12 protein-coding genes are annotated in these 14,985 nt (G+C 72.5%); 8 read left to right on the forward strand and 4 right to left on the reverse strand.

Annotated elements, in window-relative coordinates; genetic code table 11:
- Positions 1-27 precede the first annotated feature (27 nt).
- Entirely contained in the window at positions 28-396 is a 369-nt protein-coding gene (locus tag KYK13_RS36110) for a VOC family protein (RefSeq protein ID WP_223639325.1), read from the forward strand.
- Positions 397-425: 29 nt separating this feature from the next.
- Here KYK13_RS36110 and KYK13_RS36115 read toward each other — a convergent pair whose 3' ends face one another.
- The 3 genes from KYK13_RS36115 to KYK13_RS36125 all read right to left on the reverse strand — a co-directional run bounded on the left by KYK13_RS36115 (position 426) and on the right by KYK13_RS36125 (position 4,354).
- Positions 426-1,172 (reverse strand): hypothetical protein, encoded by a 747-nt coding sequence (locus KYK13_RS36115; RefSeq protein WP_223639328.1) that lies wholly within the window; start codon positions 1,170-1,172, stop codon positions 426-428.
- An 85-nt stretch (positions 1,173-1,257) separates the two neighbouring features.
- Positions 1,258-2,697: a dGTP triphosphohydrolase gene (gene dgt / locus KYK13_RS36120; RefSeq protein ID WP_223639331.1), complete on the reverse strand. Its 1,440-nt coding sequence runs from the start codon at positions 2,695-2,697 to the stop codon at positions 1,258-1,260.
- 73 nt (positions 2,698-2,770) lie between these two features.
- Positions 2,771-4,354, reverse strand: a complete 1,584-nt coding sequence (locus KYK13_RS36125; RefSeq protein WP_223646927.1) for an NAD(P)/FAD-dependent oxidoreductase — start codon at positions 4,352-4,354, stop codon at positions 2,771-2,773.
- Positions 4,355-4,566: 212 nt separating this feature from the next.
- On the opposite strand from KYK13_RS36125, the gene KYK13_RS36130 reads away from it, so the two are divergent.
- From KYK13_RS36130 to KYK13_RS36160, 7 genes are all read left to right on the forward strand, one after another.
- Complete coding sequence (locus tag KYK13_RS36130; RefSeq protein WP_223639334.1) at positions 4,567-5,052, forward strand: chemotaxis protein CheW; 486 nt, start codon at positions 4,567-4,569, stop codon at positions 5,050-5,052.
- On the forward strand, positions 5,049-6,704 hold the full coding sequence (locus KYK13_RS36135) for a CheR family methyltransferase (RefSeq protein WP_223639338.1): 1,656 nt from the start codon (positions 5,049-5,051) through the stop codon (positions 6,702-6,704). The genes KYK13_RS36130 and KYK13_RS36135 overlap by 4 nt, the downstream gene beginning before the upstream one ends.
- 12 nt (positions 6,705-6,716) lie before the next feature.
- Positions 6,717-7,331, forward strand: coding sequence for a chemotaxis protein CheW (locus KYK13_RS36140; RefSeq protein ID WP_223639341.1), 615 nt, complete (start codon positions 6,717-6,719; stop codon positions 7,329-7,331).
- Positions 7,328-8,971: a methyl-accepting chemotaxis protein gene (locus KYK13_RS36145; protein ID WP_223639344.1), complete on the forward strand. Its 1,644-nt coding sequence runs from the start codon at positions 7,328-7,330 to the stop codon at positions 8,969-8,971. Before KYK13_RS36140 ends, KYK13_RS36145 begins: the two co-directional genes overlap by 4 nt.
- A gap of 3 nt (positions 8,972-8,974) precedes the next feature.
- Positions 8,975-11,131 carry a response regulator gene (locus KYK13_RS36150; protein ID WP_223639347.1) on the forward strand — a complete coding sequence of 719 codons (2,157 nt, stop codon included), beginning with the start codon at positions 8,975-8,977 and terminating at the stop codon, positions 11,129-11,131.
- Entirely contained in the window at positions 11,128-12,192 is a 1,065-nt protein-coding gene (cheB, locus tag KYK13_RS36155) for a chemotaxis-specific protein-glutamate methyltransferase CheB (RefSeq protein ID WP_223639350.1), read from the forward strand. The genes KYK13_RS36150 and cheB overlap by 4 nt, the downstream gene beginning before the upstream one ends.
- A 112-nt stretch (positions 12,193-12,304) precedes the next feature.
- Complete coding sequence (locus KYK13_RS36160) at positions 12,305-14,035, forward strand: ATP-binding protein (RefSeq protein ID WP_223639353.1); 1,731 nt, start codon at positions 12,305-12,307, stop codon at positions 14,033-14,035.
- A gap of 1 nt (position 14,036) precedes the next feature.
- Here the strand turns inward: KYK13_RS36160 and KYK13_RS36165 are convergent, their stop codons facing one another.
- Entirely contained in the window at positions 14,037-14,957 is a 921-nt protein-coding gene (locus KYK13_RS36165; RefSeq protein WP_223639356.1) for a LysR family transcriptional regulator, read from the reverse strand.
- Between the last annotated feature and the right edge of the window lie 28 nt (positions 14,958-14,985).

The raw sequence follows: 14,985 nt of genomic DNA on the forward strand, positions 1-14,985 counted from the left end.
CACTCGTGTGCCTTCGCGAGGTCCACCATGAAGCTGAACCACCTTGATCTGCAGGTCCCCGACGTCCAGGCCACCGCCCGCTTCTTCATGCGCTACTGCGGCTTCACGTCGCACGCGAAGAACCATGACTCGCCCGCCATCGCCATCCTCGGCGGGGCGGACGGCTTCGTGCTCGTCCTCCAGCGCCGCAAGCGCGACACCGACGTCTTCCCCGAGGACTTCCACGTCGGCTTCCTCCACGACGCCGAAGCCCCCGTGCTCGCCTTCCAGGAGCGCGTGAAGGCTGACGGCCTGGAGGTGTCCGACGTCATCCGCAACAACCGGGGCACCCTCGTCTACTGCCGCGCGCCCGGCGGCATCCTCGTGGAGGTGAGCTGCCGTCCCGGCGCCGCGTGACGTGCGGCTGTGCGGTCATCGCATGAGCCTCAGCCAGCGCGGGAGTACCAGTCGAGCTGCTGAGGACGCGGCAACGTCCATTCAAGCTGACGCGCCCGGGGCAGCTCGATGGGCCTCGGGCGCGTGGCCGTGGCCCTACCACTCACGATTCGGATCAGCCGCATCAACTGGTCCCGGCCGAGATGCACGCGGCCGTAATGGGAGCGCTGAATGGCTTCCAGCTCCGCCCCATCAATGCGGGAGCCATGGTGGGCAAGGTAGCGCGCCAACCGAGGCCCGAGCGCGTAGTGGAGCTTCCGTGCCGTGAGCAGGGACCGGACCACACAGAGGCCCGCGTAGGGGTTCTCCTCCAGGTTGATTTCAAGCACCTGCTCGCGCACCGCGCGGAAGAAGGCGTCTCCGTACACCTGGCGCGCACGCCCCTTCCGGGTGTCCATCTCCGCGGCGACGGCCTCCACGTTGAGGAAGGTCGTCCTCGGCAGTTGGGCGAAGTCTCCTCCAGGGACGAGCTTCTGCTGGAAGGCCCACGTGGACTCCAGGGTCCAGATGTCGACCGGGAGCTTCTGGACCTGGAGGCGCAGCCCCCCGAATCGGTTGACCCGGACCAGTTGCCGGGCGAAGGCCGCCCGGAGCGCCTCTCCTGTCGCACCCGCCACGACCAGATCCACGTCTCGCGGCGCCGCCGTCGCGGACACGGCCAGCAGGTCCCGCAGCGTGCCTCCGAAGACAAACACCTCCCAGTCATGCGCCCGGAAGACGTCCAGGAGCGTCCGCATCGCACCGTGCCAGGGATGCGGCACACGGGTGACGAAGTCGCTCAGACGCCTGCGCAACGCCCCCACGGGATCGTGGATGACCGCGCTATCCGTGGGTGAGCTGCGCATGGAGGTCGCAAGCGAAGGTGTCTGTCATTCCACAAACGTAGTCGGTCACCAACTGGTAGCGATGGTACAGCGAAGGAAGGCTCGAGTTCTTGCAGGCGGCTTCGAACGCGGTCCGGTAGTTCCTCGACAGCAGGTTGTAGACCTTGCCCTCAGGACTCTTGCAGAACTTCTTCCAGGCCTTGCTCACGGGGTCCATGGGGACCGGGCATGCGCGAGCCCCCTCCCAGAAGATGTCCATCAGGCCATGGATGACACGGCGGCCCAGGGTCTCCAAGCGGAGCGTCTCCGGAGCGTTGTAGACGCGCTCTCGCCCGAACCGTTTGCAGACCTCGATGAGGCGCGAGGCTCCACTGGCGCTGATGAGGTCGCCCTGCTCGAGCGCTTCGCCCTGCATGAGCCGGGCGTAGTGCTTGTGGAAGGCCGCGAGGATTTCCCGCTTGGCCTCGCCGATGACCACCGTCCGGAAGTGCTGCGCGAGGGCCTCGTCCCGAGCCCGTCCCTCCAGCGGTGTGTCCGCCTTCTCGATGTAGTCATGGACGCTCTTGAGGACGGTCTTCGCCATGCCCGAGTCATCGTGCTTCTCCAGGAGGGCTTCGACCTCCGGCCAGCTCACGATGCCCTTCTTGACCCCGGCCTCGATGTCCACGGTCGCGTAGACCATGTCATCACAGGCTTCCACCAGATACGCGATGGGGTTGCGTGCGGACCCGGTGCCCGTCAGGGTCCGGACCCTGTCGACGATGGCCCGTTCCGAAGCGAAGTAACCGGGCTTCTTCTTGTCGGCGGGCCCGCTCTCGGAGGTCGCATCCGAAGCAGCCGTGTACTTCATCGCGGCCGACAGCGTGCCCACCGTCAGATTCAGCCCGTAGGAGTCCGCGAGCAGTTGAAGGCGCGACACGATGCGTAGCGTCTGGGCGTTTCCCTCGAACAGCAAGAAATCATTCCGGAGCTGGCCGTCACGCCCCTCCGTCCCAGGGAAGAGCCCCTGTCCCGTCTCGCCGAAGTTCTTCTTGAACCAGCTGCTGATGGCCTCCTCGCCCGCATGACCGAACGGAGGATTGCCCAGGTCGTGGATGAGGCCACAGGTCGCCGCGATGGCTTCGATGTCGAGGGCCTGCTGGACGGATTCCAGGTGATGCGCTCGCAGCATCCATCGGGCCGCGCCTCGCGCGAGGCCCCGCGCCAGCGTCGAAACCTCCAGGGAATGCGTCAGGCGCGTCCGGACCGCGTCGTTTGGCTCCAGTGGGAAGACCTGGGTCTTGTCCTTCAGGCGCCGGACGGGAGTGGAGAAGACGGTCCGGTCATAGTCCCGGTCGAACTGGGACCGGCCATCATCCTCCAGCGGAGAGGAACCGCGTCCACCCTCCGCCTCACGGATCCGTGTGTCACACAGCAATGTCTTCCAATCCAGCGCCACGGTGCCCCCCTCGTTTCGACAACGCCGCCGAACCTAGCGGGGAGGTCTGACATGGGAGGACCCGGCGCGACCTTCAGCCGCTCCGCGCCACGCGGAGCGGCGCCTGTTCGCCGTCATCCTCCAGCGGCGGCACGTACGGCCAGCCCTTCAGCGGCCCCTTGCCGGCTTCCCGCGTGAGGTAGTCCGCCGCGATGTTCGCGCTCTCCATGATGGTCAAGAGCCCGCTTCCCGGGTGCGTGCCGCCGCCCACGAAGTACAGCCCCTCCACCTGCGCGTTCTTCACGCGCGGCCGCAGCGGGCCCAGCTGCATCCACGTGTGAGACAGGTTGAACACCGCGCCCCGAAACACGTTGAAGTCGTCCCTCCACGTCTCCGCCGTGAAGTAGCGCTCCGCCTTCACGTGCTCGCGCAGGTTCTTGATGCCCACCTTCTCCAGCATCCTCGGGATGCGCTCGCGCAGCGTCGCCTCCGTCTTCGCCCAGTCCACCGGGCGCGCCGTGTTGGGCGTGGGCACCAGCACGTACAGCGTGGAGTGCCCCTTCGGCGCCCCCGAGCCGTCCGTCACCCCCGGGTTGCACACGTAGAAGGGCGGGTCGTCCACGTCCACCGTGCGGTCCTCCAGCGCGTCCCGGTCCGTGCGCCTCGCGCTCTCCGACAGGTAGATGAGGTGGTGCGGCAGGTCCGCGTACGTCGTGTCCAACCCGTAGTACGCCATGAACGTGCTGCACGAATACTTCGCCCGCTCCAGCGCCCCGTCCGACAACCGCGTGCCCTCGCGCAGCTCCGGCGCCACCAGCTTCCGCGCCGCGTAGGCCAGGTCCGCGTTCACCACCACCGCGTCCGCGTCCAACACCTCGCCGCTCGTCAACCGGACGCCCACCGCGCGCCCCGCCTCCGTGCGCACGCGCTCCACCGCCGTGCCCATGCGGAACGTCGCGCCCAGGTCCTGCGCGCACTTCATCATTCCTCGCGCCAGCTCCCGGAAGCCGCCACGCACGTGCCACACGCCGAAGGCCAGCTCGATGAACGGAATCACGCTGAACACCGACGAACACGTCGTCGGGTGCAGCCCCAGGTACTTCGACGGGTACGCCAGCGCGTACGTCATCCGGTCGTCGTGGAAGAACGAATCCAGCTGCTTGTAGAGCGTCTGCCACGGCTTGAAACGCAGCGTGGGCGCGAGCCGCCAGGGCGCGTAGTAGTCCAGGCCGCCCGCGTTCGTGCAGATGAACTTCTCGTACGCGAGCGCGTACTTCCTCCTCCCGTCCTCCATCCACTCCTGGAGCCCCCGCCCCTTCCCCGCCCCGAACGCCTCCAGGTCCCGGCCCATCCGCTCCAGGTCCCGCCGCGTGTCCAGGTGCGTGCCGTCCCAGAAGTGCACGCGCGTGTTCGGGTCCACCGGCACCAGCGTGACGTAGTCCTCCAGCCGCTTCCCCGCGCGCTGGAAGATCTGCTTCAGGATGCCCGGCAGCTGGAGGATGGACGGCCCCGTGTCCACCGCGTACTCGCCAGCCTGGCCCAGCGTGAGCCCCTTCATCCGGCCACCAGGCACCGCGTCCTTCTCCACCACCGTGACCCGGAAGCCCTGCCCCGCCAGGTTGATGGCGGCCGTCAGGCCTCCCGGTCCCGCGCCCACGACGATGACGTGCTGAACCATGTGCCTCACGATGCCCGGCCCCTCGCCGGCTGGCGACTGTCCCCTGAGGACGGCCCAGGCGAAAAAGCGTTTCCTCGGGACTCCAGACGCTCCGCCGGGCGTTGGCTCCGGGCTGGCCCTGCGTTCGTCCGCTCGGGAGCGTTGTCTGGAGGACGGGCCAACATCCTGAATCCCCAGGGGGCCCGGCCTCTTGTAGCCTGCCACGCGCATCCATGAATCCCCCCTCGGAGGCCCGCCCACAGGAAGTCCTGTTGTTCACCCTGGAGCGGCAGCGCTACGGCCTGCCCGTGGAGGACGTGCGAGAGCTGGTGCGCGCCGCGCGCCTCACGCCCCTGCCCCAGGCCCCGGACGTCGTGGAGGGCCTGCTCAACCTGCGCGGCGACCTGCTGCCCGTGCTGGACCTGCGCCGCCGCTTCCGCCACCCCGCTCGCGCGCTGTCGCCCATGGACCACTTCATCGTCGCTTCCGCCGGAGTGCGGCGGGTGGCGCTGCGCGTGGACCGGGCCGAAGGACTGCACGCCGTCACCGCCGGGGAGTGGGACCCGTCCCCCCGGGAGCTGCCGGGCGTGGGGTACGTGGCCGGGGCCGCGAAGCTCCCGGACGGGCTCGTGCTCGTGCACGACCTGCGCGCCTTCCTCTCCGAGGCGGAAGCCCTGCAACTCGACGCCGCGCTCGGAGCCCTTCCGGAGCCCTCTTGATTGGCGGCGTCCTGCCCCCGGGCTTCAAGGAGGTGCTCGCCCTGGTGGAGGAGCGCGCGGGGCTCGCCGCGCCCAGCTGCCTGGCCGCCGCGCTGGAGGGCATCCAGCGCGCCATGGCCCGCGCCAGCCAGGAGGACGTGGAGGTCTACCTGCGCGAGCTGTCGTTCGACAACGCGCTCCTGGACGACCTGCTCACCGAGCTCACCATCGGGGAGACGTACTTCTTCCGCACCCACGAGCACTTCGACCACCTGCGCCGCGTGGTGCTGCCGGAGCTGCGCGAGCGCCGAGGGCCGGACCACCTGGTGCGCGCGTGGAGCGCGGCGTGCTCCTCCGGCGAGGAGCCCTACTCCATCGCCGCGCTGCTGATGGCCGAGGGCTGGGAAGAGCACATGTCCGTGCGCGCGACGGACGTGTCACGCACGGCGCTCCACCGCGCCCAGCAGGCCCGCTACACGGACTGGTCCCTGCGCGGCCCCTCCGCGGACCGCATGCGCCCCCACCTCACGCAGGAGGGCCGCTTCTACCGGCTGTCCCAGGACGTGAAGCGCCACGTGCAGCTGGGCTACCTCAACCTGGCGCTGGAGACGTGGCCTTCGGCGGAGAGCGGCATCTGGCAGCTGGACGTCATCTTCTGCCGCAACGTCCTCATCTACTTCAACCGCGCCACCATCGAGGGCGTGGCGCGCCGGCTCCATGCGTCGCTGGATGACGGGGGCTACCTGTTCACGGGGCCGTCGGATCCGCCGCTCGGGGACTACGCGCCGTTCGAGCCCGTCCTCACGGAGTGGGGCGTGCTGTACCGCAAGCCCCTGGCCGGCGCGAACGCCGGGCACGTCGTCCCGCTCCAACCCCTGGCCCCGCTGCGCGCGGACGGCACGCCCTTCACCGCGGCGCCCCCCAGCGCCTCCGCGCCGGGACGGCCCTCGGCCGCCGGAGCAGAGGGCGTGGGCCCCCGTGGCGCGGGCCCCACCGGGGCTCCCGCGCCGGGCACTGGCGTCTCCAGCGGCGCTCCCGCCCCGGCTCCCGGGCCTCTTGGCGGTGGTGCTCGCGCGCCGGGGACTTCGCCCGCCCGCGGCACTCCCGCTTCGGGGACGCCCCCGGCGGTCCGCTCCGGCGAGTCCTCCGCGTCCGGGACGCGGACCCGGTTCACGCTCAGCGTGGAGGCGCTGGAGGCCGTGCGGGTGGCGCTGGCCCGGGGCGATTGGCGCGAGGCCGCACGGCGGGCAGGCGCGCACTCCGCCGACCCGGAGGGCGCTCTCACCGCGGTTCGTGCACTGGCCAACCTGGATCCCCGCGCGGCGCTGTTCGCGTGCGAGGAGGCCTCGGTTCGTCACCCACTGGTCGCCGGTCTGCGGTATCTGGAGGCGCTGCTGCTCCTGGGACAGGCGCGGCTGGACGAGGCGGAGAGGTCCGCCCGGCAGGCGCTCTACCTGGAGCCGGGGCTCGCGGTGGGCCACCTGCTCCTGGGCCACGTGCTGCGCCGGCGGGACCAACCCGCCGCCGCGGCCCGGGCCTACCGCGAGGCGGAGGGGCTGTGCCGGAAGCTGCCGCCAGAGGCGCTGGTGCCGCTGGCGGAGGGAGAGCGGGCTGGAGCGCTGGCGGACGTGGCCCGCCAGGAGTGGCGGCGCCTGGAGCGGACGGAAGGCTGACGAGGCGAGCGGATGCCGAAGCGCGAGGGAAACATCGACTGGGACAAGGCCCGGGCCCGGCTGGAGGAGCTGGAGCGCGCCACCGAGGCGCGCGACAGCTTCACCGACGAGGCCGCCCGCGAGGCGCTCGACGCGCGCGCGCGCGCCCTGGCCCTCCCGGCCCAAGTCCCCATGCTGCCCGGCAGCCTGCGGGAGGTGGTGCGCTTCAAGGTCGCGGGCCAGACGTACGCCCTGGAGTCGCGCTTCATCCTGGAGGTCCTGCGCGCGCCGGAGCTCACCCTGCTGCCGGGCGCGCCGCCGCTGTTGCGCGGCCTGACGCTCCTGCGCGGCGAGGTGCTGCCCGTGGTGGAGCTGGCCCCCCTGTTCGGCCGGCCCGCGTCGCAGGGCGTGGGCCCCGTGCTGGTGGTGGGCACGGCCCGCGCGGAGCTGGGCCTGCGCACGGATGAGGTGGCGGAGGTGGCGGAGCTGACGGGCACGGAGCTGGTGCCCGCGCCCCCCTCCCTGGAAGAGGAAGCGGGCGCGCTGGTGTCCGGCGTCAGCCCCGACGGCGCGCTCGTCCTGGAGGGAGAGGCCCTCCTCGCCGACGACCGCCTCGTGTTCGAGCTGTCCGAAGAAGGAGTCGCATGAGCATCGGGAATCGCATCGCGCTGGGCTTCGGGCTGTCCCTGCTGGTCCTGCTGATCATCGCCGGCGTGGCCTTCCAGGGCGCCCAGCAGCTCACCACCACCACCGAGGGCCTGCTGGAGTCACACAACAACTACAAGCTGCTGCGCGAGGTGCGCGCGCTCGTCGTGGACGCGGAGACCGGCCAGCGCGGCTTCATCCTCACCGGTGACGAGTCCTACCTGCGCCCGTACCAGAACTCGCTGGCCGAGCTGCGCACGGACCTGGACGCCCTGCGCCCGGCGATGGCGAAGTACCCCGACCAGCGCTCGCGCTTCGCGAAGCTGGAGCCGATGGTCCTGAGCAAGCTGGACGAGCTCTCCGACACCGTCCGCATCCGCCGTGAGCAGGGCTTCGAGGCGGCCCAGGCCATCGTGAAGACCAACCGGGGCCAGCGGGACATGGAGGCCATCCGGGAGATCATCACGGACATGCGCGAGACGGAGGAGGACCGCTGGAAGCAGTACTCCGACGCCGCCACCCAGGCCGCGCAGCGCAGCGTCTGGGTGCTGGCGCTGGGCACCCTGCTGGGCCTGGCCATCGTGGGCGTGGGCAGCTTCGTCATCACCCGCGGCATCACCGACCCCCTGCGCAAGCTCACCTTCGGCGCGGAGCAGCTGGGAAAGGGCGAGCTCACCCACCGCATCGACGTGCGCGGCAAGGACGAGATGGCCGACCTGGCCGGCGCCTTCAACGCCATGGCGGAGCGCCGCCAGCAGGCGGAAATCCAGCTGGCCAGGCAGTCCGAGCAGCGCGAGCACACGCTCAAGACCGTGGCCGAGTTCGTCAACCAGCTGGCCAGCGCGTCCTCCGAAATCCTCGCCAGCACCACCGAGCAGGTGGCCGGCGCCCAGGAGCAGGGCACCGCCGTCACGGAGACGGTGAGCACCATCGAGGAGATCACCAAGACGTCGGAAGAGGCCGCCGGCCGCGCCCGCGCGGTGAGCGAGTCCGCGCGCCACTCCGAAGAGGTGGGCCGCTCCGGCCGCCGCGCCGTGGAGGAGGCCGTGTCCTCCATGGGCGCCGTGCGCGACCAGGTGGAGTCCATCGCGTCGCGCATCCTCGCCCTGGCCGAGCAGGCCCAGGCCATTGGCGACATCATCACCACCGTCAATGACATCTCCGAGCAGACGCACATGCTCGCGCTCAACGCCTCCATCGAGGCCAGCCGCGCGGGCGAGCACGGCCGCGGCTTCGCCGTCGTCGCCTCCGAGGTGAAGGCCCTGGCGGACCAGTCCAAGAAGGCCACCGCGCAGGTGCGGCAGATTCTTGGTCAGATCCAGAAGGCCACCCACGGCGCGGTGATGACCACGGAGGAGGGCACCAAGAGCGTGTCCGCCGCCACGCGCGTCGTCACGGAGGCGGGCGCCACCATCCAGCAGCTGGCGGACCTGCTCACCCAGGCGTCGCTCACGGCCGCGCAGATCGCGGCGTCCGCCAACCAGCAGGCCACCGGCATCGGGCAGATCCGCCAGGCGATGCACGACGTGAACCAGGCCACGCAGCAGGGGCTCATCTCGTCGCGGCAGACGGAGCGCGCGATGCAGGACATCAACGCCATGGGCCAGAAGCTGAAGGGGCTGCTCGGGGAGTTCGGGCGCTAACCCATGGATCGCGACAGGCTGGCGCAGGCACTGCTGGACTCGTTCCTGGAGGAGCTGGAGGGGCACGTGGTGTCCCTCAACCGGGACCTGCTCGCGCTGGAGCAGGCGCCGGCGCGCGCGAAGGAGCTCATCCCGGGCCTGCTGCGCACGCTGCACAGCGTGAAGGGCGCGTCGCGCGCGGCCAGCGCCAGCATGGTGGAGAACGCCTGCCACCGCATGGAGGAGGTGCTGGAGCCGCTCATCCATGGGCGCGCGCCCACGCCGGACCTCTTCGAGCTGTGCTTCGCCACGGTGGACGCGCTGGACGACGCGGGCCGCCGGCTGGCGTCGCGCCAGGAGCTGGCCGGCTCGCCGCTGGAGGCGCTGCTGCCCCAGCTGGAGCAGGCCGCGCGCGGCGCGCCGTCCCAGGCGCCCCAGGCCGCTCCGAAGCCGGCGCCGGAAGCCCCCGCGTCCGGCGAGGCGCCGTCCCCGCGGGAGCCCGAGCCGGAGCTGCCCGTCCCCTCGCAGGCCAGCGCGGAGGCGCTGCCCGTGCGCGTGTCCGGGCAGAAGCTGGACGCGCTCCTGGGCCGCAGCGGCGAATTGCGCGTGGCGATGCTCCGGCTGGAGGGCCACGCCGAGTCCCTGGAGGCGCTGCGCGACGAGGTGACCGGGCTGCGCGAGGCGGTGCGCGGCACGCAGTCCGAGACGACGCTGCGCCGCGTGGAGCTGGAGCTGGCGCGGGTGGCGCGCATGCTGGCGCAGGACCGCCGCGCGCTGTTCCAGTCCTCCACCGGCCTGGATGATGAGGTGCGCCGCGCGCGCATGCTCCCCTTCGAGGAGGGCTGCACCGGGCTGGAGCGCGCCGCGCGTGACGTGGCGCATGGCCTGGGCCGGCGCGTGCGCATGGAGGTCCACGGCGGCGGGCTGGACCTGGACCGCTCACTGCTGCAGTCCCTGCGCGAGCCCCTGCTGCACCTGGTGCGCAACGCGGTGGCGCACGGCCTGGAGGCGCCGGAGGAGCGCGCGCGCCACGGCAAGCCGGAGGAGGGCCGCGTGGTGCTGTCCGCGCGGCTCCGCGGCAGCCGGGTGGAGGTGGCGGTGGAGGACGACGGGCGCGGCCTGGACCTGGAGGCCCTGCGCGAGCGCGCGCGGACCCGGGGCCTGGAGGCGCCCGAGGACGACGAGGAGGCGGCGCGGCTCGTGTTCCTGCCGGGCCTGTCCACCGCGAGGAAGGTGACGGCGGTGTCCGGCCGGGGCGTGGGGCTGGACGTGGTGCGCGCCCAGGTGGAGGCCCTGCGCGGCAGCGTGGAGGTGGCCTTCAAGGCGGGCCAGGGCACCCGCTTCACGCTGGACGTGCCCCTCACCCTGAGCACCCTGCGCGTGCTGCTGGTGTCCGTGGGCGGGCAGGTGCTGGCGCTCGCCAGCGAGGGCGTGGACCGGCTGTTGCGCCTGTCTCCCGCCGACGTGCGCGAGGTGGAGGGGCGCGCGTCCTGGGTGACGCCGGAGGCGCTGGTGCCGCTGGCGTCGCTCGCGAGCGTGCTGGACCTGCCCCCGGGGCCGCCCAGGGCGCGGCCGCCCGCGGTGGTGCTGTCCGCGGGCACCGCGCAGGCGGCGCTGGTGGTGGACGAGGTCATCGCGGAGCAGGAGGTCCTGGTGCGCTCCCTGGGCAGCCGCGTGAAGCGCGCGCGGCACGTGGCCGCCGCGGCGGTGCTGCCGGATGGGCGCATGGCGCTGCTGCTCAGCCCCGCGTCGCTGGTGCGGGCCGCGGGGGGGCGCCCCTCCGCCCAGTTCTTCCCCACGCCCAAGGAGCGGGCGGTGCGCCGGCGCGTGGTGCTGGCGGACGACTCGCCCACGACGCGCATGCTGGAGCAGAGCATCCTGGAGGGCGCCGGCTACGACGTCACCGCGTGCGCGGACGGCGCGGAGGCCTGGGAGCGGCTCCAGGCCGGCGGCGCGGACGCGCTGGTGCTGGACGTGGAGATGCCGCGCATGGACGGCTTCCAGGTGACGGAGGCCGTGCGGACCTCTCCCCGTTTTGGACGGCTGCCGGTGGTGCTCGTCACGTCGCGGGAGAAGCCCGAGGACAAGGCGCGCGGCCTGCAAGCCGGCGCGAGCGCGTACATCGTGAAGAGCGCGTTTGACCCCACGAGCCTGCTGGAGACGCTGAGGCGATTGCTATGAAGACCGAACCGTTGCGCATCCTGGTGGCCGAGGACTCGCCCACGGCCCGGCGACTGCTGGTGGAGATCCTGCGCACCGACCCGGCGCTCACCGTGGTGGGCGAGGCCAGGGACGGCCTGGAGGCGGTGGAGCTGTGCCAGCGGCTGCGGCCGAATCTGGTGACCATGGACATCCAGATGCCGCGCATGGACGGCCTGGACGCCACCCGCCGCATCATGACGGAGGTGCCCACGCCGGTGGTGGTGGTGTCCACGCTGGTGGAGCGCGACATCCAGACGTCCATGGCCGCGCTGAGGGCCGGGGCGCTCGCGGTGCTCCAGAAGCCGGTGGGCCCGGAGTCGCCGGACTTCGAGGCGGAGAGCCGCCGCCTGCGCGACACGCTCAAGGCCATGGCCCAGGTGAAGGTGGTGCGCCGCTGGCCGGACCGCGCCGCCGCGCCGCCGCCGCCGGAGTCCACGCCCACGCCCGGCGCCCGCCCGCCGGCCGTGCTCGCGATGGCGGCGTCCACCGGGGGCCCCGCCGCGCTCTACCGCATCCTGGCCGACCTGGGCGCCCGCGAGACGCCCCCGCCCCCCATCCTGGTGGTGCAGCACATCGCGCTGGGCTTCGGCTCCGGCCTGGCCACGTGGCTGGGCACGGCCACGAAGCTCCAGGTGAAGGTGGCCGAGGACGGCGAGCCGCTGGTCCCCGGCACCGTGTACCTGGCCCCGGACGACAAGCACCTGGGCGTCACCCAGGACCACCGCGCGCAGGTGTCCGGCGCCGCCCCCATCCAGGGCTTCCGCCCATCCGCCAACTGGCTGTTCCGCGCCGTGGCCCGGGCCTACGGGCAGACGTCCCTGGCGGTGGTGCTCACCGGCATGGGCCAGGACGGCCTGGACGGCATCCGCGACCTGCACCAGGCAGGCGGGCGGGTCATCGCCCAGGACGAGGCCACCTCCGTCGTCTACGGCATGCCCGCCGTGGTGGTGGGCGCCAACCTGGCGCACGAGGTCCTGCCGCTCGGGCAGATTGCCCGCAGGCTGTCGTCCCTGCTCCAACCCGGGGGGCGGCTCCCCTGAAGTGTTGGTTGAGTGAAACTCATCCGCGGGAGCTTGTGGCCGGAATGGCGGGCCTGGAGCGGAGTGTCAATATCGGGTCCAATCCGGGCCCTCCCCACGCCTGCGCCTCCCGATGAGTGTTCCCTCGACTGCCGTCACCTACGAAGCGGTCTTCGCCGCCATCCCCGACCCGGCCTACCTGTTGGACGGGACGGGGCGGCTGGTGGCGTGCAGCGCGGCGGGCGCCCGGGCGCTCGGCCACGAGGTGGGGGAGCTGTCGGGCCGGCACTGGAGCGAGCTGGGGCTGCCGCACGAGGCGCTGACGGCGCTGGAGTCCGCGCGCGTGCGCGTGGTGACGCTGCGCGAGTCCGCCACCGTGGAGGCGCCCTGGCCGGGCGCGCAGGGCCTCCGCCGGCACGCGCTGGTGCTCACGCCGCTGGGCCCGCAGACGGACGCGTCCCCCACGGTGCTGGTGACGGCGCGGGCGCTCACGGAGGCCGAGGCCGTCTATTCGCGCGCGCTGGAGCTGGAGCAGGCCGCGCGCGCGGAGGTGGAGACCGCCGAGCGCCGCCGGTCCTTCCTCTACCAGGCGATGACGACGCTGTTCACCCACCCGCCCGACCCGCAGGGCATGTACACGCTGCTCGCGCACCTGGCGGTGCCGGACCTGGCGGACTGGTGCCTGGTGGACGCGCTGGAGCAGGGCCCGTGGGTGGGCCGCGCGGCGGTGGCGTGCCTGGACCCGACGCAGCAGGAGCGCGCGCGGGGCCTGCCCATGCGCACGGAGGTGCGCGACGACGCGCCCGTGGGCCTGCTGCGAGTGCTGCGCACGGGCGAGCCGGAGCTGGTGCCGGCGGTGACGGACTCGCTGCTGCGCGCGGCCGCGGCGGAGCCCGCGCACCCGGCGATGCTGGAGGCGCTGCAGGCCCGCTCGTACATGATCATCCCGCTGCGCGCGCGCGGCCACACGCTGGGCGCGGTGACGTTCGTGAGCTCCGGCTCCGGGCGGCGCTACGGCCCGGACGACCTGGCGCTGGCGGAGGACCTGTGCCTGCGCGCGAGCCTGGCCATCGACAACGCGCGGCTGGTGGGTGAGTCCCGCAGGGCGGCGCGCGCGCGCGAGGACCTGCTCGCGGTGGTGTCGCACGACCTGAAGAACCCGCTGGGCGTGGTGCAGCTGGGCGCGGCGCTGCTCTTGCGCGGCACGGCGGGCAAGCCGGGCGGCGAGGCGGTGGCGAAGCAGGCCACGCGCATCAACGACGCGGCGGAGCGCATGTCGCGCCTCATCTCCGACCTGTTGGACTGGGGCCGGCTGGAGGCGGGGCACCTGCCGCTGGAGCTGGGCGAGCACACCGCCGTGGCGCTGGCCACGGAGGCGCTGGAGGCCATCCGGCCGCTGGCGGAGGCCAAGGGGCTGCACCTGGAGGCGGACCTGCCCACGGAGGGGCTGCGCGTGAAGTGCGACCGCAGCCGCGTGCTCCAGGTGATGGGCAACCTCCTGGGCAACGCGGTGAAGTTCACGCCCCCGGGCGGCACGCTGGCGGTGAAGGCGGTGAGGCGCGGCGGCGAGGTGTCCTTCGACGTGCGCGACACGGGCAACGGCATCACGCCGGACGCGCTGCCGCACATCTTCGACCGCTACTGGCAGGCGCGCGACGCGGCCGCCCGCGGCACCGGCCTGGGGCTGGCCATCGCCAAGGGCCTGGTGGAGGCGCACGGCGGCACCATCCGCGCGGAGAGCATCCTGGGCACCGGCAGCGTCTTCACCTTCACGCTGCCCGTGGCGCCGCACATCGGCCTCCCCGCCGCCGCCCCGCAGGGCACGGCCGACATGACGCGCCCCCGCGACACCTACGAGCACTGATTCAGCGCCCCTTCTTGCGCGCGGGCGGGGTGAGCACCTCGCGCGCGTGCTCCAGGAAGGCGCGCAGCGCGGGTGACACCTGCGTGCGGCTGGGGAAGTAGAGGAAGAGGCCCGGCACGGACGCGGCGTACTCCTCCAGCACCCGGCGCAGCGTGCCCGCCCGCAGCTGCGCCTCCACCTGCGACTCCAGCACGTACGCCAGGCCCAGGCCGGCCTCCGCCAGGCCCAGCCAGACGCGCTCGTCGTTGGTGGTGACCGTGCCGCGCACCGGCAGCCGCCACGCGCGCGAGCCCTTCTCCAAGTCCCACGGCAGGAGCGCGCCGGTGTTGGACGAGCGGTAGGTGAAGCAGTCGTGCTGGAGCAGGTCCTTCGGCTTCAGCGGCACGCCGTGGCGCTCCAGGTACTCCGGCGCGCCCACCACGATGAAGCGAAACGGAGGCGCGATGCGCACCGCCACCATGTCCCGCTCCAGGTGCTCCTCCAGCCGGATGCCCGCGTCGAAGCCCTCCGCGACGATGTCCGCCTTGCGGCTCTCCACCACCAGGTCCAGCTCCACCTGGGGGTGCCGCTTCCGGAACGAAGCCAGCAGCGGCGCGAGGAGGAACGGCAGCGCGGTGGACGGCAGCGTCAGCCGCAGCGCCCCCGTCAGCGCCCCGGGCTGGGAGGACGCATCCTTGAGCGCCCCCAGGGCCTGCGCCACGCCCGGCCCGGCCTGCTCCACCAACCGCCGTCCCGCCGCCGTCACCGCCACGCTGCGCGTCGTGCGCGACAACAGCGGCACTCCCAGCCGCTCCTCCAGCTGGCGCACCGTGTGGCTCAGCGCGGAGGCGGACACGCCCAGCTCCGCCGCGGCCGCCGCGAAGCTGCGGTGCCGGGCCACGGCGAGAAACTGGTGCAAGGCATTGAGCGGGGTCAGGGCCATTCCTGAGCTTTCCTCAGGAGTCCATCCG

Origin of the sequence: Corallococcus sp. EGB (assembly GCF_019968905.1) — a bacterium.
Lineage (GTDB): Bacteria > Myxococcota > Myxococcia > Myxococcales > Myxococcaceae > Corallococcus.

Coding starts and splice junctions, on each gene's coding strand:
- KYK13_RS36160 (WP_223639353.1), top strand. CDS start 12,305: ATGAGTGTTCCCTCGACTGCCGTCACCTACGAAGCGGTCTTCGCCGCC.
- KYK13_RS36150 (WP_223639347.1), top strand. CDS start 8,975: ATGGATCGCGACAGGCTGGCGCAGGCACTGCTGGACTCGTTCCTGGAG.
- KYK13_RS36125 (WP_223646927.1), bottom strand. CDS start 4,354: ATGGTTCAGCACGTCATCGTCGTGGGCGCGGGACCGGGAGGCCTGACG.
- KYK13_RS36130 (WP_223639334.1), top strand. CDS start 4,567: ATGAATCCCCCCTCGGAGGCCCGCCCACAGGAAGTCCTGTTGTTCACC.
- KYK13_RS36145 (WP_223639344.1), top strand. CDS start 7,328: ATGAGCATCGGGAATCGCATCGCGCTGGGCTTCGGGCTGTCCCTGCTG.
- KYK13_RS36140 (WP_223639341.1), top strand. CDS start 6,717: ATGCCGAAGCGCGAGGGAAACATCGACTGGGACAAGGCCCGGGCCCGG.
- KYK13_RS36110 (WP_223639325.1), top strand. CDS start 28: ATGAAGCTGAACCACCTTGATCTGCAGGTCCCCGACGTCCAGGCCACC.
- cheB (WP_223639350.1), top strand. CDS start 11,128: ATGAAGACCGAACCGTTGCGCATCCTGGTGGCCGAGGACTCGCCCACG.
- KYK13_RS36165 (WP_223639356.1), bottom strand. CDS start 14,957: ATGGCCCTGACCCCGCTCAATGCCTTGCACCAGTTTCTCGCCGTGGCC.
- KYK13_RS36115 (WP_223639328.1), bottom strand. CDS start 1,172: ATGCGGACGCTCCTGGACGTCTTCCGGGCGCATGACTGGGAGGTGTTT.